Consider the following 25,873-nt stretch of genomic DNA (forward strand, 5'->3'; position numbering starts at 1 on the left):
CGTGCAGCGTTGTCGAGTGTACGAAAAAGGGAGGCTGAACGCATTGAAAAAAAAGGCTGTTCAATTATTGGCTGTTCTTTGCTGCGGCTCATTGCTGCTGTCCGCTTGCTCGAAGAACCAGGCCGCTCCGCCGTCTGCGGAACCGAAGGGAAGTCCGAATGCGGCCAATGTCAATCCGCCGGGGCAATTTCCCGTTGTGAAAGACAAAATTACGTTGAAGGCGGCTATCCGAGGCAGCAGTCTTGTCGAGGACCTGAAAACAAACGGCTACACCAAATGGCTGGAAAATAAAACGAATGTTCACGTCGAATGGACGATTTTGGATGAGAAAAGCTATCAGGAGCAGCTGAATCTGCTTTTGGCGAGCGGCAATTTGCCCGACGTTTTGATGAACCTGGATGTGTCTCCGGAACAGCAAATGATTTACGGCGAGCAGGGCATGTTCGTTTCATTCACGGATCTCATTGAGAAATACGGGGAAAATACGAAAAAAATATTTAAAGAAATGCCCGAGGTGAAAAGCGCGGTTACGGCTCCGGGCAACAAAATATACAGCCTGCCCTACATCAACGAATGCTACCACTGCTCGCTCGATTACAAAATGTACGTTTACAAGCCGTGGCTCGACAAGCTGGGCTTGAAGGAGCCTGCGACGCTCGATGAATTTTATCAAATGCTCAAGGCTTTCAAGGAAAAAGATCCGAACGGCAACGGCAAGCCGGATGAAATTGCGCTTATCGGGGGAGAACCGAAAAATGCGATAAAATCGCAGGTTGACGTTTTTCTGATGAACTCCTTTATTTATGACGACGGACTAAAGCGGATGATCGTCAAGGACGGGAAGATCGACGTCGTTTACAATAAGCCGGAATGGAAGGAAGGGCTCAAATATTTAAACAAGCTGTATAAGGAAGGTCTGCTTGACAGGCAATCCTTCACCATCGATAAAGACGGGCTGAAAAAAATTGCGGAAAATCCGGATATCGCTATCGCCGGAGCGATTCCCGCCCACTCTCCGTCCGATATTACCATTGTCGAAGGAAAAAGCGGCAGGTGGCTGGATTACCAGCCGATCGCACCGCTTAAAGGGCCGAACGGCGCGCCGAAAGCGACTTGGCTTGCCTACGACAAGATCAGGCAGGGCGAATTTATTATGACAAGCGCGAATAAATATCCGGAAGCGACGATGCGATGGGCCGATGCGATGTATGAGTTTGAGGCGGCCTTGTATTCCAATTTCGGCATTGAAGGATCGTCCTGGGAGAAAGCGAAACCGGGGGATCTGGGCAGGGACGGAAATCCGGCCACGTACCGGCTTTTGATCCCGTTCGGCCGCGTACAGAACGAAAACTGGGCCCAGTACGGCTTGAATTACCGGACGGATAAAGACTATTATGCAGGCCAGGCGGTGCTCAAGCAGCCGGATAAAGAAAAGATGTACTACGACATTACGAAGAAAAACTATGAGCCGTATAAACCGAAAATTGAAGAAATTGTGCCACCGTTATTTTTCCCGTCGAACGATGCCCAACAGTTGGCCGATCTGGATAAAACGATTAACGATTATGTCAAATCAAGCATCGCCCGGTTTGTTACCGGAGACGCCGATATCGAGAAAGAATGGAACAATTACGTACAAACGCTGGATAAGATGAATTTGAAAACGTATATCGGAATTTACCAAAAAGCGCTTGACGCAAAAAAAGGCGGTTAAAATCATGACGGAAAGAGGGCGGCACGCCATGCGCGGCATCCTGGTGCAAATTCCGCGTAATGCGGTTGAATGTTTTTTTACTTCGGAGAGCCTGGATATATTGAACGATCTGGGCGTTGTGGAGTGGAATCCGTATGATCGTCCGTTCACGGAGCAGGAGCTGCTGGAACGCATACAAGGCAAGCACACGGTGATTACGACATGGAAAAGCGCACCGATCTCGGAAGCGGTGCTTGCGCATGCGGATGAATTGAAGCTGATCGCCCATATGGCGGGCTCGGTCAAACCGATCCTGCCTTCAACCGAGGTGTACCGGCGCGGCATCCGGGTGCTGAACAGCAATTACGCCATCGGCGTATCCGTCAGCGAATCGGTGCTTGCCCTTATATTGACGCTGGGGCATAAAATAATTCCGGTCGATCGGGTTATGCGGGAAGGCGGAAACGCCAAAAGCGCGGCTTATGAAACCTATGAACTGAGGGGACGGACCGTCGGCTTGATCGGTCTCGGGATGGTGGCGCGGGAAGTAATCAAGCTGCTGCAGCCTTTCGGAGTCCGCATTCTCGGCTGCGATCCGTTCGTATCCGAAGCGCAGGCCCGGGAGCTGGGGGTCGTTTTGAAGCCGCTGCGGGAATTGATAGCGGAAGCCGATATTGTATCCTTGCATGCTCCGAAAGTTCCCGAAACGTTCCGGATGATCGGCAAGGAGGAGCTGTCCTTGCTGCGCGACGGCGCTCTGCTGATCAATACGGCGCGGGGCGATTTGATCGATGAAGCCGCTCTTGTCGAGGAACTGAAGAAGAACCGGTTTTATGCCGCGCTGGACGTATTTGTCTTAGAGCCTCTACGTGCTGACAGCGAATTGCGCCGTATGGACAACGTGATCGTCCGGCCGCATTTGGCCGGCGTCAATCCGGATTCGCGGCTGCGTATCGGCACGATGATGGTGGAGGAAATAAAGCGCTTCTACAACGGAGATCCGCTACGTTTTGAAGTGAGGGAGGAACAGCTCGACATTATGACCTGATAAAGGAGTGCGGGAATGCAGGCGCGGCGAACCAACAGGCTTTCAGGTTACGCAGGCAATGTGGGATACGATGGCTTAGCATATAATGGTATACTGGAACTAGCCATTATATGCACTTGGGAAGGAGTTGGACAAGTTGACCGCATTAGATGCAAACCGGATTGAGCAAATACGCGGCGCCGTCGCTGACCGGAGCGTGCGGCTTCCGGATGGAACATCCGTGCCCAGCCTGGGGCAGGGCACCTGGTTTATAGGGGACGATCCGGCAAGGAGGAACGAAGAAATCCGCACGCTGCGGCTTGGCATCGAGCTCGGCATGACGCTGATCGATACCGCCGAAATGTACGGGGACGGAAAAGCGGAGGAGCTGGTAGGCGAGGCGATTCGGGGCGTACGCGAGCGAGTTTTCCTCGTCTCCAAGGTATATCCGCATAACGCCGGATTGAAGCGGATTGCCGCAAGCTGCGAGCAAAGCTTGAAGCGGCTGCAAACGGATCGTCTCGACCTGTATTTGCTGCACTGGAGAGGCGGCGTTCCGTTAAGCGAAACGATTGAAGGCATGGAGCGTTTGGTACAGGAGGGGAAGATCGCAAGATGGGGCGTATCCAATCTGGATACCGGCGATATGAAGGAGCTGTTCGGCTGCAATGGAGGAGCGCGCTGCGCCGCCAACCAAGTGCTGTACCATCTCGGCTCGCGCGGCATCGAATATGATCTGCTGCCATGGCAAAGAGAGCGTCACGTGCCGACGATGGCGTACTGTCCGCTTGCCCAAGCCGGTTCATTAAGGAAAGGCTTGATTGCCGATCCTACCGTCAGGGAAATCTCCGACGCTCACCGGATCACTCCGTACCAATTGCTGTTGGCCTGGTCTATCCGCAGCGGGGATGTCATCGCGATCCCGAAAGCATCGTCGGAAAAGCATGTGCTGGAAAATGCGGAAGCCGTACGAATCGAGCTGGGCGAGGACGATTTGCGCAAGCTGGATGCGGTTTTTCCCAAGCCGTCGCGTAAAATGCCGCTAGATATCGTATGAACGATTGACTGATGCAAATCCGATGTTGTATGCTAAAATAATTGTGGCCAATTGCGGCTTGTCTGAGCAAGCGATGTGGTATTTTCGGTAATGGAAGGTGACTTTGACTAATGAAACTGGGAGCAATCGAAGCGGGCGGTACGAAGTTCGTCTGCGGCATCGGCAATGAGCAGGGAGAAATTTTCGACCGGGTCAGCTTTCCGACAACGACGCCGGAAGAGACGATGGAACAGGTCATACGCTATTTCAAGGAACAAGATGTGGAAGCGATCGGCGTCGGTTCTTTCGGTCCGGTCGATTTGAACAAAAACAGCAGCACCTACGGCTATATTACAACGACTCCGAAGCCTTACTGGAATCAGTATCCGCTTTTGGGCGAGCTGCAAAAGCACGTGAATGTGCCTCTGGGCTTCGATACCGACGTCAATGCGGCCGCCCTTGGAGAAGCGGAATGGGGTGCGGCCAAGGGGCTGGCGAGTTGCGTGTACGTAACGATCGGAACCGGAGTCGGGGCTGGAGCGCTTGTCGAAGGGAAGCTGCTGCACGGCCTACTTCATCCTGAGATGGGCCATATATTGATCAAGCGCCATCCGGAGGATCATTTTGAAGGCAGATGTCCGTACCATCGCGATTGTCTCGAAGGAATGGCCGCCGGTCCGGCCATCGAGCAGCGTTGGGGCAAAAAAGGCTTCGAGCTCGAGCAGACGGACAAGGTGTGGGAATTCGAAGCTTATTATGTAGCGCAGGCGGTGACGAATCTCGTCTATATGCTGTCTCCGGAAAAAATTATTTTGGGCGGCGGGGTCATGAAGCAGAAGCAGCTGTTCCCGCTTATTCGCGGACATGTGCGTGACATGCTGAACGGCTACGTGCAGAAGCGGGAAGTCGCGGAAGGCATCGACGATTACATCGTCCCGCCGGGTTTGGGCGACAATGCGGGTTTGAGCGGCGCCTTGGTGCTGGCCAAGCAGGAGCTTGAACGGGCATAATCGTTCTGATAAATTTTTATCTATAACGCCAACACCTTTGAAAGTCGGCTGCACGAGACGGCCGGCTTTTTTGGCTGCCAAGAAAATGTGCGCAGCAGCTTTCTGCAGAAAACCGGGGCTCCCACAAAAGTAATCGGAATAAGCTTTAAATAAATGGGTTCACTTTTGGAGGGGATGTCCGTAAATTTGTATTGGAAAAAAGAAGATGAATGCGTATAATGGGAAAACGTACAAATAAAGATGAAGGGGAGCGATGTCATGCCTTGGCCGATGATTCATTTTTTAATTGCCGACAAGTTATTTGACAATCAACCTCCGCCGTCCTATCTGCTCGGAAGTATCGCTCCGGACGCCGTCACGTTAAGAGAGAACGAGCCGACTGCTAAACTAAAGTCGCATTTATTCGATATCAGCCACCGCAGTACGGATCATCTTATTGATTTCTATCGCCAAACTGTCAGGCTTAATAAGCAGGATCAAGATTTTAAACTGTTTGTATCCGGTTACATAAGTCACATCATTGCAGATATAAGTTGGGCAAAAATTAAGAAAGCTGTGAGCCAGTACGATAAATCGCTCAAGCAAATATTGTGGCGGGAAGAAATCCAGATGGATTTTCAGCTATTTCGTCAAGCATCGCAGCATGAACGGCTACCAACTGAAGTGGACAAAAGCGATTTATACGAGCTGGAGGGGCTTTACACCCGAAGCGAGCTGACAAAGTTCAGAAAGCATGTTTTTGATTGGCTGCACAATCCGGCGAATGAACCGGGGGTCGCATTGATATACATAACTCCTGCTCTCGTCGAAAGCTTCGTACCTCAGGCGGCCGATGAGCTTAAGCACTTTTTTGATCGGCTTCATGAATAGCGAACATATAATAATGAATGGAGGCGTTAGCTATGGAAAAGTTGGATATTATGAATGCGAGCAAACGGTTGGATGTCAAAAATGCTTGTATCGATCAATCCAGATTTGTATGTGTCGGGGCGGAGCGGTTATACTTCGAAAACGTTTCACTCGCGGGCACGAAAATAACGGATGCGAATATGAGCGATCTGGAAATCGACGGCGCGCAGCTCGGAGGGGCGTTTATCCATAATATCGGCTTGCCGCCCGAAGGGCATCCGGCCTATACGCCCGGGGCCGAGCAAAGGCCGCTGCGGTTTGAAAGCTGCGATCTCCGGGGAAGCCGTATCGAGCGCTGCGACTTGTCCCGGGTTGAAATTGCCGATTGCGAATTAAGCGGGATGACAATTAATGGAATCCCTGTTGAAGAATTATTGAAATCGTACTTTGAGAAGTAATTCGCTTGAGGGAGAGGATTCCATGATAACGGTTCGCGAGTATCGTCACGCCGATTTGGCGGCGGTAACGGAGCTCATGTCCGATTTGGGCTATCCCACCGATATGGAAAGCATGCAAAAAAGGATGGACCTCATCGAGGCTAATCCGTTATACGCCACGTTTGTCGCGGTTATGGACGAGCAGGTCGTCGGGTTGATCGGCACCCGCCTGGTACATTATTACGAAGGTGACGGAGCTGCCGTGCAAATATCGGCGTTAGTGACGCAAAGCCGTCATCAAGGGAAAGGAATCGGACGACAGCTGGTTCAATTTGTCGAGCGATGGGCTGCGCAGAAAGGGGCAGATAGCGTATCGCTAACAAGCGGAATAAAGCCGGAACGGGAAAAGGCGCATGCGTTTTACAAAATGATGGGTTATGATGTAACCGGTTACAGATTTGTGAAAAAGCTGGTTTGATTTCCGCAGCAGCTGTTAGTACCAAGCACAGCGGCGGTTGAAGCCGATGGTGCTTCGGTTTTGCGGAATAGGTGAGGAGGACATCCTGAATGAAGAAAATCGCGCTTATCGGTTCCGGCGGTTCGGGTAAATCGACATTGGCCCGCAAGCTGGGAGCGGTAACGAAGCTGCCTGTCTACCATTTGGATGCACTGCACTGGAAACCGGGTTGGGTGCCGACGCCGAACCAAGAATGGGACGCTCTGCAGCGGGACATCATTCGCCGGGACGAATGGATTATCGACGGCAATTACGGAAGAACCTTGAACATCCGCTTGGACGCTGCCGATACGATCATTTTTTTCGACCTGTCCCGCTGGGTTACGATGTACCGGATATTCAAGCGAAGAATTATGTATCACGGCAAAACGAGGCCCGACCTGAACGAGGGCTGTCCGGAGCAGCTGGATATGCATTTTATTAAATGGATTTGGAATTTCAAGAGGGACAAGCGGCCGGCCATCATCGGCAAGCTTCAAGCTTACGCGGAGACGACAGCGAAAACCATCGTTATAATTAAAAAGCCGTCGGATGCCGATCGGCTGCTTCGTCTAATCGAGAAACGCGAGCCGATCGGGAGCAGCGAGATCAAGAACGAGTAGATCGTTTCCAACATAAACAGTGTTCCCGCTAACAGCACTCGATCCGTTATATCAGAAGAACCATCATTTTACCGCAATTAAGGAATCTTGCCGGATCAGGCGGATATCCGGATCGCGCACGGCAGTCCGACCACAGCCTCCGTAGATGGCGATAACGGGCTTGGCTTTATTGTCGCCCACAAGGCGATGAGCGAGTCGATTCGCATGGCGAAGCAATTCGGTACCGGCTGGACGACCGTCTATAACAGCAATCACTGCGGAGCCGGGGCCTATTATACGCTGATGGCCGCACGGCAAAATATGATCGGTCTGCTCTTTTCAACCGGCGGCTCGACGGTGGCGGGTCCGGGCGGGAAAGAGCGGATGATCGGCAACAACGTGATGGCTTTCGCGCCCCCGGTGACAAAGAAGGGCCGTTCGTGCTTGATATGGCGCCGACGACGGCGATCGCGAATAAGCTGCATATGCTGCAGGATGAGGGGAAAAGCATGCCGGAAGGCTGGGCCGTCGATTCCGAAGGTCGGCCGATTACCGACCCGAACGTCTATTTTGCCGAGAAGGGAGCTGTGCTTCCATTAGGGAGCACGGCTACGCACGGTATTCATAAAGGGTTCGGCCTGCTGCTCGTCTCCGATATTTTAACCGGTCTGCTTTCGGGTGACGGCGGCAGCATGTTCCGCAATAGTGGGGAGGAGAGCCATGCTTTCTGCGCTTTGCGGATTGACGCTTTCCCGACCGGCGGTGGGTTTGGGCGGCTAATGGATGAAATGATCGGTAAAATCCATGCTGCGCCTACCGTTGCGGGAGCCGAGCCGATGAAATATCCGGGCGAAAAGGAAAATCAAATCTACCGCGAACGAAGTGCAAACGGCATTCCGCTGAAGGACAAGGTGCTGGACGATTTACGCAGGATGAGCGATGAGCTTGGGCTGCCGATTGAAGAGATTTTCGCGTAGCCCCTGTTCGCAATATGGAAAGAATAGGTCTTGGATACCGCCGGATTGAGCGGGATCGGAGGTCTATTTGTTGTTTAGAAAATTAGCGCAGCAGTTACCTTTAGTTAAGCCGGCTTGGCAGGGCTATCGTATGCAGGCGAAATAAGCTTCATAGAAATTGGCAGCACGTTCGGCGAACACGACGTTTGCGCTCTTATTTTATAGGTGAAATTTCAGGCGATCAGTGGTATGGTACTGTTAATAAATTGATAATGAATATAGGAGGCCTAACGAATGAACGACATCGATTACGATCGTTTAAGCACGGCGGAGTTAAACGCCATTCATGCACAGCTGCTGGAAGCGTATGAAGCGTACAAGCGCCAAAAGCTGAGTCTCGATATGTCCAGAGGCAAGCCATGCGACGAACAGCTCGATCTTTCGCTGGAGATGCTCGATATCGTAGGCTCGGGTGACGTGCTGACGGACCGGAGCGGACTGGACAGCCGCAATTACGGAGGGCTGGATGGAATTCCGGAGGCCAAGGACTTGTTCGCGCAACTGCTGGACGTAAGCCCGAGCGAATTGATCATCGGCGGCGCTTCCAGTCTCACGATGATGCATGACACGCTCTCCCGCGCCATGTTGCACGGCGTATTCGGCAGCTCGCTTCCGTGGGGAAAGCTGCCGGCGGTCAAATTTATATGTCCAAGTCCCGGCTATGACCGGCATTTTGCAATTTGCGAGCTGCTTGGCATCGAGATGATTGCCATCGATATGCTGCAGGACGGGCCGGATATGGATCAGGTTGAAAAGCTGGCCGCCGGCGACGATGCCGTGAAGGGCATCTGGTGCGTGCCGAAATACAGCAATCCGGACGGCATTACGTATTCGGATGAAGTGGTCGACCGGTTAGCGAGGATGGAGACGTGTGCCGGCGATTTCCGGATTATGTGGGATGACGCCTATACCGTCCATCATTTAGCGGATGAGCCGGATCGGCTCAAGCCGATGCTGGCCGCGTGCAAAGCGGCAGGGCATCCCGATCGGGTGCTGATGTTCAGCTCGACCTCCAAGATCAGCTTCCCTGGTGCTGGCGTGGCCGTTATGGCGGGCAGCGAGAACAACATGAACTTCATCCGCAAACAGCTCGCCGTGCAGACGATCGGACCGGATAAGCTCAACCAGCTGCGGCATGTCCGGTTTTTCAAGGGCCCGGCTCATATCGAGGCGCATATGAAAAAGCACGCGGCGATCATCAAGCCGAAATTCGAAATGGTGTTGAATTTGCTGGAGACCGAGCTCGGCGGGAAACGGATCGCATCGTGGAATAAGCCGAACGGCGGCTATTTCATCAGCCTGAATATTATGGACGGCTGCGCCCGCTCGGTTGTTCGCATGGCGGCCGAGGCCGGCGTCACCTTGACGAAGGCCGGAGCCACATTCCCTTACGGCCACGACCCGCGGGACCGCAATATTCGCATAGCGCCGACGTTCCCTACGCTCTCCGAACTGAAAACGGCGATCGAAATATTATGTCTGTGCGTCCAAATCATGAGCATCCGAACCTTTTTGAACAGGAGAGGAGCAAATGGAGCTGAAACATACGTTTAACGAAGTTGTCATCTCGATGACGTTAATGCGTCGTCAGTTGATGAAATCATCAGAGCGACAATTATAATACCGGTCAAATAAAAACAGGTCACTTTAAGGAATTTTATTCCATGAAGTGATCTGTTTTGTATTTGCACATATGTTTTATCGGCGATTAGACGCCTTGCGGGCTTGCTTCGACATAGGCATTTTTTTTCGGTTGGCTTCATCGATTAGAAAAAAAGTATGATTTTATTGGAAGAAGGGGACTTTGCGTGCTCCAAACCAGCCAGGTCATTGCCGGGAAAAAAAGTATGCTTGCCGCTATAGTGCGAAACCTTTACGTTGAGAGTAAGCACAGGTGGAAGGCCGGCGGAAGCTTGGTGCAGATGGAAGCTGAAGAATGGAGGATGGAAGACCGGAATGAAAGCGGATGGTCTGAGGAGGCAAGCGATGAAATCGAACGCGGCGGCCGTGAACAAATACAATGCTCCGCCGCTGTGGAGAGAGGTCAGACGGGACAAGTACTTATATGTATTGGCGCTGCCCGGACTATTATTTTTTCTTATTTTTAAATATGTGCCGATGTGGGGGGTCATCATTTCGTTTCAGGATTATTCGCCTTACCTGGGGCTGCTGAACAGCGATTGGGTCGGGTTCGAGCATTTCGAGCGATTTTTTTCCAGTCCCGATTTTTTCAAACTGTTCCGCAATACGATGGCGATCAATGTGCTCAATCTCATTTTCTTTTTTCCGCTGCCCATCGTATTGTCGCTGATGTTGAACGAATTGAAGCAAGCCGTACTCAAAAAATTCGTTCAGTCGATTTTGTATTTGCCGCATTTTTTGTCCTGGGTCATTATCGTCGGCATCACTTTTTTGCTGCTGTCGCAATCGCAAGGGCTGATCAACAAAATGCTTGTCGGCATGGGCTTCCAGGAATTCGGTTTTTTAACCAAGCCCGGACTATTTTGGCCGATGCTCACGCTGCAGTCGATTTGGAAGGAGGTCGGCTGGGGCACAATCATTTTTCTTGCGGCCATTGCCGGTGTGGATCCCCAGTTGTATGATGCGGTCAAAATCGACGGGGCGGGCCGCTTTCGTCAGGCTTGGCATGTTACGCTGCCGGCTATCCGCAACGTGATTATCATTTTGCTCATTCTGCGGATCGGGCACATTATGGATGTCGGCTTCGAACAGGTGTTCTTAATGGCGAACGGGGCGGTGTCGGAAGTCGCCGATGTATTCGATACGTATGTATATCGGGTCGGCATCCAGCAGGGTCAGTTCAGCTTCAGCACGGCGGTCGGTTTATTCAAATCCGTTGTTGCACTTGCGCTCGTCGTCGGGGCGAACCGGCTGGCCAAAAAGCTGGGACAAGAGGGCGTGTATTAATCGACTGGAACGGAGGCAGATCGGATTGCAACACTCATGGCAAGACAGACTGTTTAACGCTATTAATATTTTCGTACTGCTCGCAATTAGCTTCATCGCCGCTTTTCCGCTGTATTATGTGTTTGTCGTTTCGTTTACCGATCCGGTGGAATATATGCGGGCGAACGGCGGCGTGCTTTTTCCGAAAAAATGGAGTGTCGTCTCGTATCAGTACATTTTATCGACAAGCGCATTCGTCCGTTCGATCGGGGTAAGCGGATTTCTGGCGATTGTGGGGACGATGCTCAGTCTGCTGCTCACGGCGGCTTTGTCCTACACGCTATCGAGAAAAAGGCTGCGGGGAAGACGCTTGATCATGCTCGCGATTCTGGTAACGATTCTGTTTAATCCGGGCATCATTCCGCCGTACCTGCTGGTCAGGGAGCTCGGGCTGATCAACAATATTTTCTCCCTGATTTTGCCCGTTGTGACGAGCGGATGGTATGTGCTGCTGATGAAAGGCTTCTTCGACAGTATTCCGGCGGGGCTGGAGGAGGCCGGGGCGATAGACGGGTGCAACGATATCGGAATTTGGACCCGGATCATTTTGCCGCTTTCGCTGCCTGCCATGGCGGCGTTCGGCCTCTTTTATGCGGTCGCGTACTGGAACACTTTTTTCACGGCGATTTTGTACATCAACGATTTTAGCAAATGGCCGCTGCAGGTGTTTTTGCAAAATATGCTGATCGATTCCTCCACGTCGGCCGGAGGCTCGGTCGCTTTGGAAATGATGGCCGAACAGAGCATTCCGCCGGAAACGTTAAAAATGGCGGCCGTCGTCGTCGCAACGGTGCCGATCGTACTCGTGTACCCGTTCCTGCAAAAGCATTTTGCGAAAGGCGCGATGGTCGGCTCCGTGAAGGAATGAATGCAGAGCAGAATGTGCATGGCTGGCCGAAATTATAATTCAAGGAGGCATTTTAACATGGCGAAAAAGGGTCGAGGGCGCAATAATGGTTGTACGGCATTAAGCGCAGTGCTGCTGATGGCCGTATTGACCGGAGCATGCTCCAACAGCGAAGCCGGGAAAGGAGGCGCGCAGGACGGGAACAAGCCGCAAGCGGACAAACCGTTCGAAATCAGCATCATGACGACTTTCCGCGGTGCGGAGCCGCCCGGCAAGGACAATCCGATCGGGCTGGAGCTGGAAAAGCAATTGAACGCCAAGCTCAATATTACATGGCTGTCCGCCAACAACTACTCCGATAAAATGAACGTCACTCTCGCCTCCGGCGACATGCCGGATTTGATGCTGGTCGAAAACCCGATGCTGTCGAACATTATAAGCACAGCCAAGCAAGGGGCTTTCTGGGATTTGACGAGTAAAGTAAAAGACTATCCCAATCTGATGGCGTTCCCGAAGGACTCCTGGGAGAACATTAAAATCGAGGGTAAAATTTACGGTATTCCGCGCGCGCGCCCGGAAATCGGCGGCTACGGCATCCCGATGCTGCGCAAAGATTGGTTAGATAAATTGAACCTCAAGGTGCCGGAAACGATGGACGATTTGTACAAGGTGTTGAAAGCGTTCACGGAACAGGACCCGGACGGCAACGGCAAGAACGATACGATCGGTTTTAGCGGTTATGTGGATGCGGACGGTCTCGGGCGCTTTACATGGGTGCGCGATGTGTTCAATCAGGCGAACGGCTGGAAGGTGGACGGCAATCAAATTATTCATCCTGACGTCCTGCCGGGAACGAGGGATGCGCTTGTATGGCTGAACAGGCTGTATAAGGAAGGCTTGATGTCGCAGGATTTTGCGGTCATGAAGCTGTCCCAGATGAAGGATCAGCTGAAGGCGGGCAAGGCAGGCATGTTCTCCGAGTCGATGCAGCAGAGCTGGATCATGCTGAACGATTTGCGGAAGCTAGAGTCCAAAGCCGATTATTTGCCGCTTAACTATGTGCAGGGTCCGGGAGGAAAATTTGTAGGCAGGGATTCGGGCCATTTCGGTATGTATGTCATTCCGAAGAAAGTATCGGAAGCGAGAGTCAACCAAATTCTCGCGCTGATGGACAAAGGCTCGTCGGAACCTGTATCGGATATTGCCAACTTCGGCATCAAGGGCGTCCATTACAACGAAACTGACGGGATGAAAATTTCGACGGAGCAAGCTTTCAAAGATAATGTGTCGCAGGAAGTATTCGGGCAAATCTTTTTATTCAACGACAAGTACATGCGGGGCTATGCTACCGGAATTCCTAAAGATTATTTCGACCGGAACAAAAGCATCATCGACGAACGGAGCAAATACAGCGTCGCGAATCCGAGTCTGAACCTGATCTCCGATACGGGCGTCAAGTACATGCCGGAATTCAACAAGAAATCGCAGGATTTAAAAACGAAAATTATAATGGGCAGCGAGCCGATCGAAGCGTGGGACCAGTTTACGGCGAAGCTGAAAACTGATGATAATTTCCAAAAATATGTAAAAGAAATGAACGAAGCGTATCAAAAAGCGAATGGGAAATAAAGTGGGAGAGGCGGATGTCAATATGTCTGAAGCAGTTAAGCCTTTATTGGATACGGAGCTCAAAAATACGAAGGTCGTATTTAAAGGGCCGCTCGAGCTGGATTACGAGACGGCAGGAGTAGATTGGAATCCGGATGGTGGTCTTGCGCTAATTCGCACCGAATACAGCCTTATCAGTCCGGGAACGGAGCTTGCTCTTTATACCGGGACCCATGTCGGGTTGCCGGATCCGGCCAATAAATTCGCGAAATATCCATTCTATCCCGGGTATTCCATCGTAGGTCGGATCGCTGCGGTCGGAAGCGAGGTGACGGAGTTCCGTCCCGGCGACCGGATCTACACAATCGGCCGGCACGCCGCTTACAATACGGTCGATACGCAGGCCTTAACGGTGCCGTTATTGAAGCTGTCGGATTCGCGGCTGGACGAGAAGGCGGCGTTTGCGAGGTTGGCGGCCATCTCGATGACATCCGTCATGCAGACGGACTTCAGGATCGGGGATACCGTTGTCGTCATCGGCATGGGCCTGATCGGCAACCTGGCTGCGCAGCTGTACATGCTTCAGGGCGCCCGCGTCATCGCGGTGGATGTCGTGGACAAACGGCTGCAGACGGCCCACGAAACGGGGATCGAGCATACGATCCTTTCCGGCAGCGGTGTCGATTTGAACGAACGGGTGAAGCAAATCACCGGCGGTCTGCTGCCCGATGTTGTTGTCGAAGCGACCGGATCGCCGCAATTGGTCGTACCTGCACTGCAGCTGGTGCGCGAGCTCGGTCAAGTTATTGCTCTCGGCTCGACCCGGGGACATGTCGATCTGAATGTATACGAATATATACATCGAAAAGGAGTCCGTTATACCGGCGCCCATGAAGCGCTGCAAAACAACAAGCGATTTACGTCCAGACTTGAACTGACGCGCTATGTGCTCTCCATGATCGGACAGGGGGCGCTTAAGGTCAACCCGCTGCTGACGCACCGGCTTGCCTATACCGAGGCGAAGCTGGGATATGAGATGCTGCTGCACCAGCAGGACCAGGCGTTGGGCGTACTGCTGGAATGGACGAAATAAAGCGGGGAGCAGAGAGGGGAACAAGAGTGAATAAGGCAGTTTACGGCTTTGCCATCGTCGGCAGCGGAGCGATCGGGAGCTTTCACGCGGAGCAGCTCAAGCAGGTCGGAGGCGCGAAGCTGATCGCCGTTTGCGACGAAAATCCGCAGCGGGCGGGGCAATTCGCCGAGCGGTATTCGTGCAGCGCTTATACAAGTCTGAACGATATGCTGCAGCGGGACGATATCGATATCGTCAATATATGCACCCCCAGCAGCCTGCATGGCGGCCAGGCGATTGCTTGCGCAAAGGCAGGCAAGCATGTCATTGTGGAAAAGCCGATGGACATAACGCTCGCCACGGCAGATTCGATGATTGCGGCATGCCAGGAAGCCGGAACGAAACTAAGCGTCGTCTCGCAGCACCGGCTGGACCGGTCGGTCGCCCAGGTTAAACAATTGATTCGTGAAGGCGCTTTCGGTAAGCTTGTATTAGCTGCGGGCGCGGTCCATTGGTACCGCTCGCAGCAATATTACGACAGCAGCTCATGGCGGGGCACCTGGCAGTGGGACGGAGGCGGAGCGTTGATGAATCAGGGCATTCATATCGTCGATTTGCTGCAATATTTGATGGGTCCTGTCGAAAGCGTGCAAGCGCAATGCAGAACATTGGGTCACCGCAATATCGAGGTGGAGGATACGGCGGCAGCACTGCTCCGTTTCGGCAGCGGCGCCGTCGGGACGCTCACGGCCACCACCAGCGCCTACCCCGGCTTAAACACGAGAATCGAGCTGTTCGGCACGAAGGGAAGCGCGATTATCGAGAACGATTCTCTTGTTTTCTGCCAATATGAGGAAGCGGCCGGGGACGGGACGATAACGGACGCGGTTGGTTCCGTCCAACATCGAACGTCCGGCGCCAATGGCGCCTCCAATCCGATGTCGATCTCGGGCGAGACGCATCGGCTTCAATTCTCCGATATGATCGAGGCCATCGAGCATGACCGGGAGCCGCTGGTCAACGGTATCGAAGGCAGGAAGCCGTTGGAAATTATATTAGCCGTATACGAGTCGAACCGTTCGGGCAAGCCCGTCCTGTTGCAACCGACTGCGGGTGAATCGGCTTAACGGATCGAATGGCCTCGTCGGGGCCATTCTTTCATCTTTCTAAACCTGGATATATGGAGACGATAATATATGGCACGAAAATGGCTTTTTTTCCAACGCGCGCAAATCCCGGGAGCGCACGTTGCAAATGAATGGGTGCCGTCATCGGACGGATTAAAATTCAGACGAGGAAGCTTTTTTAAGAAAAGCCTGGTTATCGTTCTTATGATTACTTGTTTGCCGGCTGCCTTGATCGGAGTGAGCTTTTATTTTATCGGAACCGCTCAGATCGAGCAGGAAGTGAATGCGACGCATAGTAGCCAGCTGGAAAAGGCGCGCAAGCGGATCGACGAGCAGCTTGCGCATATCGAGCTGACCGCCTCTCAATGGTCATTGAATCCGCTTTTTAACGAGCGGCTGAAAACTGCGGATCTGAACAAGCAGTTCATTTACACGCAGGACTTGTTCAGGGCGTTATTTATTATAAAAGGCTCCAGCACGCTGATCGAGCAAGTATATTTGTATATGGGCGACCAGCAGCTGCTCGTTTCGGAAGATGAAGGCGTCAGACAGCTGCCGTCGGATCAAAACGCATTTTTGCAAGCGCAGTTGAGCGAGAAGCCCTCGATGCATTGGACGAAAATGCCGGTCAAAAAAGACGCGGAATCGCTATCGTTGATCCATGCGCTTGCCAATGGAGGGCTGTACCGGTACGGCGGGCTCATCATCATCCTCAATGAGACCAAGGTCAACGAGATGGTAAGGGAGCTGACGACGGATAAAGAAGAATCTTCCTCTTTTCTGTTCAAAGAAAGCGGCGAGTGGATTACGACGGGCATTGACGGCGTATATGCCCCCACCGTCCAGGAGCTGTCCCTGAGCCGAAGCGTCCGGCAGCGGGAGGCGCCTGCGGACTCGTTTATTTCCAGATGGAATAAGGAAAATTATTCGGTTTCGTACGGCAGGCTCTCCCAGGAAGGTGGCAGCTGGGTTTATGTGACGGCGTCGCCGGTAAACCAACTGATCCGTCCGGTGCTCGTGATGTCGCGTATGATTTTGGCGGTAAGCGGGCTCGGTCTCGCTGCGGCGGTGCTGCTTGCCTGGCTCGGCTCCGAACGGCTGTACAGGCCGATTCGTCGCCTCGTGCAGCTCGTCAAGGGAGCGGTTCCGAGTCCGGCGAAGCAGGTCCAAACGAAGGATGAGTTGACGTTTATCGAGAGCCAATGGAAGTATCTGATTCACGAAAGCAACGATTTGCAGGACAGGTTGGAAGAGCAGCTGCCGACGCTGCGTGAAGGCTTTATGCTGCAGCTCGTTCAAGGGCATCTGTATGCGTTCAAGGAAAAAGAGTTGCGGGAACGGATGCTCCGATTTGGCTGGAGTGTCGAGGACCGCTGTTTTTCGATCATGGTGATCCGGCTGGCGGGCGCGTTTCATTCGGGCGGGAAATTCGCGGAAAAGGATAAGCAGCTGATTACATTTGCAGCCGCCAACATTATCGAAGAGCTGTCCGGGAATCAAATGGATGTCTCTTCGGTTATTAATTTTCAGGATTTGACGATCGGCCTGTTGGTCGCCTATCCGATCCATAAGCCATGGAAGCAGTTCAAGAGCGATTTATTCAAGCTGGCGGACGAACTGACCGTAACCATGAATGCACTGTTGAAGCTGCACGTTATTGTCAGCATCGGCAAGACGACGGAAAATGTCGGGGATATTCCGAACGTTTTGCAGGAAGTCAGGCAAATGATGCTGTATCGGGATTTGGAGGAGAATAATCAAATTTTGGATATGGACGAAATCGTACCGCGTCAGGGAGACGCCTCGTATTATCCGTTTCAGGTTGAAAAAGAGCTTCAAATCGCCGTCCGTCGCGGCGATATTACGGAAGCGGTCAAGCTTGCGGACAGCTTTCTCGGCAGTTTAAGCCGCCATGGCGTGACCGAATTTGCCTATCTGCAATCAGTGCTTTATTTATTGGGCAATATTTTGCAGACGATGATTCAAATGGGCTTCAACCCGCATCAGTTGTACAGAGGCGAAAACCTGTACGAGCAGCTGCTCGGGAAGAGAGAGCGGGATGAAATCCGCAGATGGCTGCGGGATAAGGTGCTGGAGCCGTTCGGACGGGAATATTGGGAATCGCAGGATGCGCAGCTGAAGGCGATGATCAAGCAAACGATGGATATGATCGCCGCTCATTACATGAATGATATATCGCTGGAACACTGCGCGGATCAATTGGGGGTGCATCCGGTTCGTCTCAGCAAAGGCTTCAAGCAGGTAGCCGGTTCCACGTTTATCGATTATTTGACCATGGTTCGAATCGAAAAATCGAAAGAGCTGCTCCGTACCACGGATTGGAAAATCCATCGGATCGCTCAAACGGTCGGTTATCAGCCATCGTATTTCAATAAAATTTTTCGCAAGCAGGAAGGCGTGTCGGCCAGCGAATTCCGCAGCTTGAGCAAAGAATAATGCGGTTGATGGCTAAATCACGATAAGAAAAAAGGGGGAAATTATGAGCTTTCGCATATGCACGATCGGCTGCGGACAACATGCGACCCGGGTGCACGGACCGTCCTACCGCAAATATGCCGATACATACCCCGGAACCGTATTGGCTGCATGCTGCGATCTTGAACCACTAAAAGCTGCAAGCTTTCAACGGCAATTCGGGTTTCTGCGGCATGATACCGATATACGGATCATGCTGGAGCGGGAGCGGCCGGATGCCGTCTGCCTCGTGGTCGGCGAATCGCAGATCGCGCCATTGTCGGCGCTTGTTCTGAAGCTGGGGTTCCCGCTGCTGTTGGAGAAGCCCCCGGGCTTGACCCGGGAGGACACGGTGCGGATCGCAGCCGCTGCCGAAGCAAGCGGGGCGCCGAACCAAGTGGCGTTCAACCGTTGGCACGCGCCGCTTATGTCAAAGCTGAAGCAGCTGCTAGACGAAAATTTCGCTCCCGGCGATATAAATTATATAGGCTACGATTTTTATCGGGTGGGCCGCATGGACGAAGATTTCGCAACGACTGCGATTCACGGGATCAGCGCCGTATCGTTTATGGCGGGCTCGCCGTTCCGCAAGGTCCGGTTTACGTACCGGGACATGCCAGGATTGTACCGGTATGCAGCCAATATTTATATGGAATGCGAATTCGAATCGGGCGCCGTCGGGCATCTCGCCTTTTGCCCGGCAGCAGGCGTCGTGATCGAGCGCGGGGTGGTGAATGCTCTGAATCATACGTTTTTTCTCGAGCTGCCTATTTGGGCGGCCTACGACCACCCGGGAAGGCTGATCCATCTTGAAGACGGGCAGCTGCGGCAGGAGCTGTCCGGCGATCAAACGGCAGGAAGCGGTGAGCTGTACATTACGAACGGCTTCTATGCGGAAAACGAGTCGTTTTTTAACGCGATTCGGGAACGACGTTCGCCGGTGGGCGGCGTCCGGGAAGCGCTGCAAATCGTAGAGCTTGTGGACTGCATCCGACAAAGAAAATCCGAATATGTCGGGACGGCTCCGGACGGATAACGGAGAGCCGGCGCAATGCGAATGGCGTCGGCAAGCGGCACCGTCTTACAGGAACCGAAGCTAGTCTGGCGGAAGCTGCAGAAAGCGGAAACAGTGAACAGCTAAAAAAATCAAATGATCGTAAGCGGAAGCATGTACAAAATGCGATTTTTCCGATATAACAAAAGAAGGAATTAACGATTTGGTGAATGGCGGCCCGGATTTCCGGTCCGTTTGCAAGCGTTGTCATAAAAATCGGATAGGGAGTGGTGGAAATGGTTGGAAGCGAATTGCAATGGCGCGAGGCCGCACCCGGAGTATGGTCCGTTCGGATCGGAAATCCGTCGCAGCTGTCGGCCATGTCCGTGATGGGAAAGCAGCCCGAAATCGAGGCTATGGAGTCGTTAGAGCAAGCCGAATTTCCGTTCGCTCCGGCAGCAATCCGGATTGCGACCGCGGCACGGCGAACGGTCATTACGCTTCCTTTGCGGCGGGAGGAAGCCGTTTATGGCATGGGGCTGCAGCTGATGAAGCTGAATCAGCGGGGACGCACCCGCTATTTGCGCGTAAACAGCGATCCGAAGCAGGACACCGGGGAAACGCATGCTCCCGTCCCGTTTTATGTATCCAGCCTCGGCTATGGCGTTATGGTGGACACCTCGCGGATCGTTACAGCTTATTGCGGCTCCGCTGTGCGGATGGACAGCGGATTGGAGGGCGACGCCAAGGACCGCAATGCGGATGCCGGCTGGAAGGCGACGCCGGTTGCGGATACGGTAGAATTGGTCGTGCCGGAGGGGGGAGCCGACCTGTACGTCTTCGGCGGTCCGACTCCGCTCGATGCGGTTCGCCGCTATAATTTGTTTCATGGCGGCGGGACGCTGCCGCCGAGATGGGGGCTTGGCTTCTGGCACCGCGTGCCGAAGTCGTACAGCGCCGATCAGGTGGTGGAGGAAGCGCTGGCATTTCGTGAGCGGCGGTTTCCGTGCGATGTGATCGGCCTGGAGCCGGGCTGGCACAGCAAAAGCTATCCGGTTACCTACGAATGGAACCGGGAGCTGTTTCCCGAGCCGGAAGCCTTCCTCCGGCGGATGGAGGAGGAAGGCTTCAAGGTCAACCTATGGGAACATCCGTACGCATCTCCGGATGCGCCGATCTACGAGCCGCTGAAGCCGTTATCCGGCTCGCATACGGTGTGGCACGGCCTGGTGCCGGACTATACGCTGCCGCAGGCGCGCGACATATACATCAAGCAGCATGCCGACGAGCACGTCGATATCGGCGTATCGGGCTACAAGCTGGATGAATGCGACGGCAGCGAGCTGACGCGAAACTCATGGATATTTCCGGCCCATGCCGAATTTCCGTCCGGAGCGGACGGGGAGCAGATGCGGCAGCTGTACGGCCTGCTGCTGCAAAAAATGACCGACGACCTGTACCGCAGCCGCAATCGCCGTACTTACGGCCTGGTGCGCGCTTCCTCGGCAGGAGCGTCGACGCTGCCCTACGTTTTGTATTCGGATCTGTACGATCACCGGCAGTTTGTACGAGCCATGTGCAGCGCCAGCTTCAGCGGCCTCCTTTGGACGCCCGAGGTACGGAAGGCCGCGAGCGCGGAGGATTGGGTGCGGCGGATGCAGGTCGTATGCTTCTCGCCGCTTGCCATGGTTAATGCATGGGCCGACGGCACGAAGCCATGGTCGTTTCCCGAGGTGGAGACGATCGTGAAGAAATACATCACGCTGCGGATGCGGTTATTGCCCTACCTGTATTCGGCATTTGCCAAATACCGTTTGGAGGGCATACCGCCCATCCGCGCCATGCAGCTGGAATCGGGTGCGGCAGCATCGAATAGCGCTGGCCGCGAGCACGAGCTGGACTCCGCGGAATTTGCATACGGCGGGGTGAGCGACGCTGAAATGGACGACCAGTTCATGTTCGGCGATGCGCTGCTGGTTGCGCCTTTATTTGCAGGCGAAACGCAGCGGAACGTATATTTGCCGCCGGGGATCTGGTATGAATTTGAAACCGGCGAACGCCGGACAGGCGGACAAACGATTCAGGTCCGTCCCGGCCTGGAGCGTATTCCGGTATTTGTAAAGGACGGAGCGATCGTTCCGATGATGCCGGAGCTGGATCATGCGCCGAAAGCAGGGGAATCGGTTGAACTGGAGCTGCATCATTATGGAACGGCGCCCGGTCGATTTGAATTGTTCGACGATGACGGAGAGAGCTTCGCCTATGAACAAGGCGAGTATCGTTGGCGCAAGCTGGAGGTTCAGCCTGCAGCTGACGGCAAACTAACAGGTACGGTATCGTCAGCGGATGCGGGCTGGCAATCGGCGTACAGCGGATTCGTTTGGAAAATTCATCATGGAGCAGGCGATTGATCAGGTCAGGCAAGCCGGGTTCGCCCGATCGGGACTCGTCTTTTAAAGCTCGTATTGATTTCGTTCTATTAAGAACAATCGGGAGGAATGAAGATGACAGCATGGATTCAGCAGGGCGACGTTGTCCTGTTTCAAGGCGATAGCATAACCGATGCGGGACGTATCCGCGACAAGGCGGACGATCTGGGCAAAGGGTACGCTCTCATGGCTGCCGCGCAATTTTCGGCGCTGTATCCCGAAAAGCAGGTACGGTTTCTGAACCGCGGGATCAGCGGCAACCGGGTCAAAGATTTGGAACGGCGCTGGACGGAGGATTGCCTCGATTTGAAGCCGAACGTCGTATCGATTTATATCGGTATTAACGATACGTGGCGCCGGTATGACCGCAACGACCCTACGTCAACCGGACAGTTCGAAGCAGGCTACCGCAATCTGTTGACGCAGACGGTGCAAAGGACGGAAGCCCGGCTGGTGCTGATCGAGCCGTTCGTGCTTCCTGTGCCTGAGGACCGCAAACAGTGGAGGGAAGACCTGGACCCGAAAATCGCCGTTGTCCGCCAGCTGGCAGTGGAATTCGGCGCACGCCTCGTCTGCCTTGACGGGCTGTTCGCCCAGGCGTCTGCGCGCGTGCAGGCCGCTTTCTGGGCTCCGGACGGCGTTCACCCGTCGCCGGGCGGCCATGCGCTGATCGCCAACGCATGGCTGCAAACAGTCGGTGCCGCGCTATAAACCGCCGCGGCGGTGCGCAGTCGGAAAAATCGACCTTATCCCAAGCTCGGGATAAGGTCGATTTTCATGTTTCGACGGCCTGGAACGACGGCAGTCGCTTATTTTATTGCTGGAAATTATGCGCAGCATACTTCTGCGGATCATCGGGGACTCCCCCATTTTGGGGGACTTTGTTAACGATGTGGGATGTATAAGTTTTCAGCGGAGCTGAACCATTCTGATATTGCAAGAAAACCTACATTTAAACCGCGGTCGCTCATCTTTGAATAGCTTCGATAGAGGTTTTCTTATTGCAAGCCCGCAGCCGTATACACCTTGCGGAACGCCTCGCGCGAGCGTTGAAGCAGCTGCTCGCTCGATTGCTCCAGCGGCTTCGGCGTCAAAATTTCCTGGGCTACGACGCCGCTGTAGCCGATCTGCTTCAGGCCGCGCAAGAACCCGGCCAGATCGATCACGCCTTCGCCCGGGAACAGGCGGTCGTTATCAAGCACTTCCGCGATCGGCAGGTCCGGCGCGTCGTTAATATGGGCCAGCACGATTTGGCTGGCGTCGAGGCGGACAATATCTTCCACCCCAAGCTCATTGGTGTACCAATGATAGCTGTCGAACAACAGTCCGACATTTCGTTCGCCGATCGCATCGATCCAATCCACCGTTTCCTGCAAGCCCCAAATAAACGGATGCTTCCAACGGGTCCGCAAATGATGCGGACCTACGAATTCAATGGCAAGACGAATGCCGTACGGCGCCAGCAATTGAGCGCAGGTGCGAAGCCGGCGTGTCGCCTGCACGGTGAAAGTTGCGGCATCGTGGTCCGTCGAGGGCAGCACGTAGGTGCTGCAGACGGTGCAGCCTGCGGCTGCGGCCGCTTCGGCATCCTGGATGAGCCGGCCAAGTCCGCTCACAAATTCCTCCTCCGTTGTCCGCCATTGCGCGGAAAGACCGATCGTCGCGATCTGCACGCCATGCTCCTGCAGGAAGGCGCGAACCGCCGATGCGCCTTGCGACGCTATCCACTCCTCCAGCTCCTGGCCGCCGGCCGAGACCGCCCCGAACCCGTGCGCGGCCGCAGCTTTAACGAACGCCTCAATGCTGCCGACATTGCCGATGCCGGCTCTTGTAAGACCTTTTATCAAGGGAAACCCTCCTTTTGGTATCGGAACCGGATTTTGCTAACGTCAAATGCTCCAGTCCAAAATAACTTCATGGCCTGTACGTGATGATTCATAAATCGCATCGAGAATCAAATTGTTCGTAAATCCGGCCATCGCGGATGTTGTCGGCTGCTTGCCTTCACGAATGCATTCGATGAAATGACGGCTCACCCGAATGCGTCCGCCCTCGTCGTTAGCCGGAGGTGTCAGCGTGACTTCCGTCGCGCGGTCGAACGATTCGGTAAGCAGCTTGCCCTGATTGCCACGGATTGAAGCCCCGCCGTCGGAGCCCATTAAATGAATGAAATGCTGGCTGTCGGTATCCATATGGACCGCCCAGCTCACTTCCAGCGAAAGCGTGCTGCCGTCGTCCATTTTGATCAATGCGGTCGCCAAGTCTTCCACATCGAAATGGCCGTCCCAATTAGGCGTACCCCATGTGCCGATGCCGCGTTTTTTCGGTCCGAATTCGGCATAAGTCGAGCCGTACACGGAGACAGGCTTGCGGTCGCCCATGAAGAAGAAGCCGAGATCGAGCATATGTACCCCGATATCGATCAGCGGACCGCCGCCGGATTCCTCGCGCTTCGTAAACCAGGTGCCCCAGCCCGGAATGCCTTTGCGGCGGAACCAGCCGACCTTGGCATTGTAAATATGGCCGAGCGCTCCTTTGTCGACCTGTTCTTTCACCTGCAGCGGCAGCCATTCCCAGCGCATTTGATGCGGAATCATCAGCACTTTGCCGCTTTCCCGCTGGGCTCGGACGATTTCCCGCGCGGAAGCGACGTCGATCGCCATCGGCTTTTCCAGCAGCACATGCTTGCCGGCCTGCAGCGCTTTGACGGCAATCGGCGCATGCCATTGGTTCGGTACGCCGATCACGACCGCATCGATATCCGGATCGGCGATCAATTCGTCGGCTGTTTTGCAAACCTTCGGAATGCCGTGCTCTGCGGCGCGTTTCTCCGCCAACGGCAAATACATGTCGGTCGTTGCCGTGATGATAACATCGTCGGGCAACTGCTTGAAAATCGTCATGTGAACATTGCCGATATTGCCGGCGCCGATGACGCCGAGTCTGATTTTATTCATAGTGCTCATGAGTAGGATAGCCTCCTGAAATAAGATATTAAGGATGTTGCAGCAATTGATTTTATAGTAAAATGTAAGGGTGTAAAATACATGCCATTTTTTACGGTGGTCATCCCATTTTTTCAGCTTGGTTGAATGGAAAGTATAAGTTTTATACTTTGCTGCGCACAACCTTGGCAAACGCGCACGCCCCCTATGGACGGCGACCGTTTATCCCGGGTATCAAGTGCAGCGTAACGTTAATGGATGACTGCAGTCTGGCAAGGGGAGTACATGATCCAATGAGCGTCGTTCCCAAATATTTGACCCATTATCCGAACATGGATTCCGAGCTGCCGTTTCATTTGAAGGTGAACCGGCTGCTGCACGGCTTTGAATCGCACAGGCACGATTATTTGGAGTTTTCGTATGTCATCGCCGGGCACGGGTACGAAACGATAAACGGTGTCCGGCATATCATGCAGCCCGGAACGTTCACTTTGGTTATGCCTTATCAATTCCACGAGATTCAATCGGAGCCGGGGACCCCGCTGACGCTGTACAATTGCAATTTCGGCATTCATCTGTACAGTCCCTCCGAGCCGCTTCCCGGTATCGACTGGCTATCGGCCGAAGCGCAGCTTCCACCGTTCATGCAGGTGGACGATCCGGATGAACAGCACCGGTTTCAAACTGTATTGGAGGAGCTGTATGAGGAATATACAGGGACGGCACCTTGGCGGCATTCGTTGATCAAGGCAAAGCTGACGGAGGTGCTCGTCCGGTTCGACAGACTTCGCCGAAGCCTGCAGCAGCCTGACATCACTGCGCCGTCGGCTATCCAGGACCGCAGGAAACCGCGCGACAGCGTATGGAAGGTGATCCAATTTATTCATACGAACTACCGGGAGGACTTGACATTAAGTGGACTGGCGGAAAGATTCGGGTTCAGCGTTCCGTATTTAAGCGAATTGTTTAAAAAGGCCGTCGGCCAAAATTTCGTCACCTTCGTCCATGACGTGCGGATCCGCCAAGCGTGCGGGCTGCTGATTTCCACCGAAATGAGCGTATTGGATATCGCATTGGAAAGCGGTTACGGCTCGTACAATACATTCGCACGCATATTCAGGGAAAGCAAAGGCATGACCCCGGCGGCCTACCGGAAAAGCCATTGGCCGCAGCCGTCGGGGGCCGAGTAAAGCATGCAAAAAGCCCCGAAGGACGGAAGCCGATCCGATTCGGATACCGCCGT

At 53.8% G+C, this 25,873-nt stretch carries 21 protein-coding genes and 1 pseudogene; 20 read left to right on the forward strand and 2 right to left on the reverse strand.

The window, feature by feature from the left end; translation table 11 throughout:
- Positions 1-43: 43 nt before the first annotated feature.
- From E1757_RS33080 to E1757_RS33170, 19 genes and pseudogenes are all read left to right on the forward strand, one after another.
- Positions 44-1,714 carry an ABC transporter substrate-binding protein gene (locus E1757_RS33080; RefSeq protein WP_133236321.1) on the forward strand — a complete coding sequence of 557 codons (1,671 nt, stop codon included), beginning with the start codon at positions 44-46 and terminating at the stop codon, positions 1,712-1,714.
- Between the two features lie 4 nt (positions 1,715-1,718).
- Positions 1,719-2,741 (forward strand): hydroxyacid dehydrogenase, encoded by a 1,023-nt coding sequence (locus E1757_RS33085; protein WP_133236323.1) that lies wholly within the window; start codon positions 1,719-1,721, stop codon positions 2,739-2,741.
- 136 nt (positions 2,742-2,877) lie between these two features.
- Positions 2,878-3,777: an aldo/keto reductase gene (locus E1757_RS33090; protein ID WP_133236325.1), complete on the forward strand. Its 900-nt coding sequence runs from the start codon at positions 2,878-2,880 to the stop codon at positions 3,775-3,777.
- 110 nt (positions 3,778-3,887) lie between these two features.
- Positions 3,888-4,766: an ROK family protein gene (locus E1757_RS33095; RefSeq protein WP_133236327.1), complete on the forward strand. Its 879-nt coding sequence runs from the start codon at positions 3,888-3,890 to the stop codon at positions 4,764-4,766.
- A gap of 270 nt (positions 4,767-5,036) precedes the next feature.
- The gene (locus tag E1757_RS33100) at positions 5,037-5,636 is read left to right on the forward strand and encodes a zinc dependent phospholipase C family protein (RefSeq protein WP_165972388.1); all 600 of its coding nucleotides are present in this window, start codon (positions 5,037-5,039) and stop codon (positions 5,634-5,636) included.
- Positions 5,637-5,668: 32 nt separating this feature from the next.
- Complete coding sequence (locus E1757_RS33105; RefSeq protein ID WP_165972389.1) at positions 5,669-6,073, forward strand: pentapeptide repeat-containing protein; 405 nt, start codon at positions 5,669-5,671, stop codon at positions 6,071-6,073.
- Positions 6,074-6,095: 22 nt separating this feature from the next.
- On the forward strand, positions 6,096-6,530 hold the full coding sequence (locus tag E1757_RS33110; RefSeq protein WP_133236333.1) for a GNAT family N-acetyltransferase: 435 nt from the start codon (positions 6,096-6,098) through the stop codon (positions 6,528-6,530).
- 89 nt (positions 6,531-6,619) lie between these two features.
- Positions 6,620-7,171 carry a DNA topology modulation protein gene (locus tag E1757_RS33115; RefSeq protein ID WP_133236335.1) on the forward strand — a complete coding sequence of 184 codons (552 nt, stop codon included), beginning with the start codon at positions 6,620-6,622 and terminating at the stop codon, positions 7,169-7,171.
- Positions 7,172-7,258: 87 nt separating this feature from the next.
- Positions 7,259-8,127, forward strand: a pseudogene (locus tag E1757_RS36760) (Ldh family oxidoreductase).
- Positions 8,128-8,400: 273 nt separating this feature from the next.
- On the forward strand, positions 8,401-9,720 hold the full coding sequence (locus E1757_RS33125; RefSeq protein ID WP_133236336.1) for an aspartate aminotransferase type Ic: 1,320 nt from the start codon (positions 8,401-8,403) through the stop codon (positions 9,718-9,720).
- A gap of 432 nt (positions 9,721-10,152) precedes the next feature.
- Entirely contained in the window at positions 10,153-11,094 is a 942-nt protein-coding gene (locus E1757_RS33130) for an ABC transporter permease (RefSeq protein WP_246079691.1), read from the forward strand.
- Positions 11,095-11,119: 25 nt separating this feature from the next.
- Positions 11,120-12,001, forward strand: coding sequence for a carbohydrate ABC transporter permease (locus E1757_RS33135; RefSeq protein WP_133236340.1), 882 nt, complete (start codon positions 11,120-11,122; stop codon positions 11,999-12,001).
- A 57-nt stretch (positions 12,002-12,058) separates the two neighbouring features.
- Positions 12,059-13,609 (forward strand): extracellular solute-binding protein, encoded by a 1,551-nt coding sequence (locus tag E1757_RS33140; protein WP_133236342.1) that lies wholly within the window; start codon positions 12,059-12,061, stop codon positions 13,607-13,609.
- 22 nt (positions 13,610-13,631) lie between these two features.
- On the forward strand, positions 13,632-14,681 hold the full coding sequence (locus E1757_RS33145; protein WP_165972391.1) for a zinc-dependent alcohol dehydrogenase: 1,050 nt from the start codon (positions 13,632-13,634) through the stop codon (positions 14,679-14,681).
- Positions 14,682-14,707: 26 nt separating this feature from the next.
- Complete coding sequence (locus E1757_RS33150; protein ID WP_165972392.1) at positions 14,708-15,787, forward strand: Gfo/Idh/MocA family protein; 1,080 nt, start codon at positions 14,708-14,710, stop codon at positions 15,785-15,787.
- 69 nt (positions 15,788-15,856) lie between these two features.
- Positions 15,857-18,244, forward strand: a complete 2,388-nt coding sequence (locus E1757_RS33155) for a helix-turn-helix transcriptional regulator (RefSeq protein WP_133236348.1) — start codon at positions 15,857-15,859, stop codon at positions 18,242-18,244.
- 43 nt (positions 18,245-18,287) lie between these two features.
- Positions 18,288-19,298: a Gfo/Idh/MocA family protein gene (locus E1757_RS33160; protein ID WP_133236350.1), complete on the forward strand. Its 1,011-nt coding sequence runs from the start codon at positions 18,288-18,290 to the stop codon at positions 19,296-19,298.
- A 254-nt stretch (positions 19,299-19,552) separates the two neighbouring features.
- Positions 19,553-21,667, forward strand: coding sequence for a glycoside hydrolase family 31 protein (locus tag E1757_RS33165; RefSeq protein ID WP_133236352.1), 2,115 nt, complete (start codon positions 19,553-19,555; stop codon positions 21,665-21,667).
- Between the two features lie 93 nt (positions 21,668-21,760).
- Positions 21,761-22,396 carry an SGNH/GDSL hydrolase family protein gene (locus E1757_RS33170; RefSeq protein WP_133236354.1) on the forward strand — a complete coding sequence of 212 codons (636 nt, stop codon included), beginning with the start codon at positions 21,761-21,763 and terminating at the stop codon, positions 22,394-22,396.
- Positions 22,397-22,683: 287 nt separating this feature from the next.
- Here the strand turns inward: E1757_RS33170 and E1757_RS33175 are convergent, their stop codons facing one another.
- Together E1757_RS33175 and E1757_RS33180 are read right to left on the reverse strand one after the other, a co-directional pair.
- The gene (locus E1757_RS33175; RefSeq protein WP_133236356.1) at positions 22,684-23,532 is read right to left on the reverse strand and encodes a sugar phosphate isomerase/epimerase family protein; all 849 of its coding nucleotides are present in this window, start codon (positions 23,530-23,532) and stop codon (positions 22,684-22,686) included.
- Between the two features lie 42 nt (positions 23,533-23,574).
- Complete coding sequence (locus tag E1757_RS33180) at positions 23,575-24,651, reverse strand: Gfo/Idh/MocA family protein (protein WP_133236358.1); 1,077 nt, start codon at positions 24,649-24,651, stop codon at positions 23,575-23,577.
- Between the two features lie 272 nt (positions 24,652-24,923).
- Between E1757_RS33180 and E1757_RS33185 the strand changes: the two genes are divergently transcribed.
- Positions 24,924-25,820 carry a helix-turn-helix domain-containing protein gene (locus E1757_RS33185; RefSeq protein ID WP_165972393.1) on the forward strand — a complete coding sequence of 299 codons (897 nt, stop codon included), beginning with the start codon at positions 24,924-24,926 and terminating at the stop codon, positions 25,818-25,820.
- The last annotated feature ends 53 nt before the right edge of the window (positions 25,821-25,873 follow it).

This window comes from Paenibacillus piri (assembly GCF_004354045.1).
GTDB classification, from domain to species: Bacteria; Bacillota; Bacilli; order Paenibacillales; family NBRC-103111; genus Paenibacillus_S; species Paenibacillus_S piri.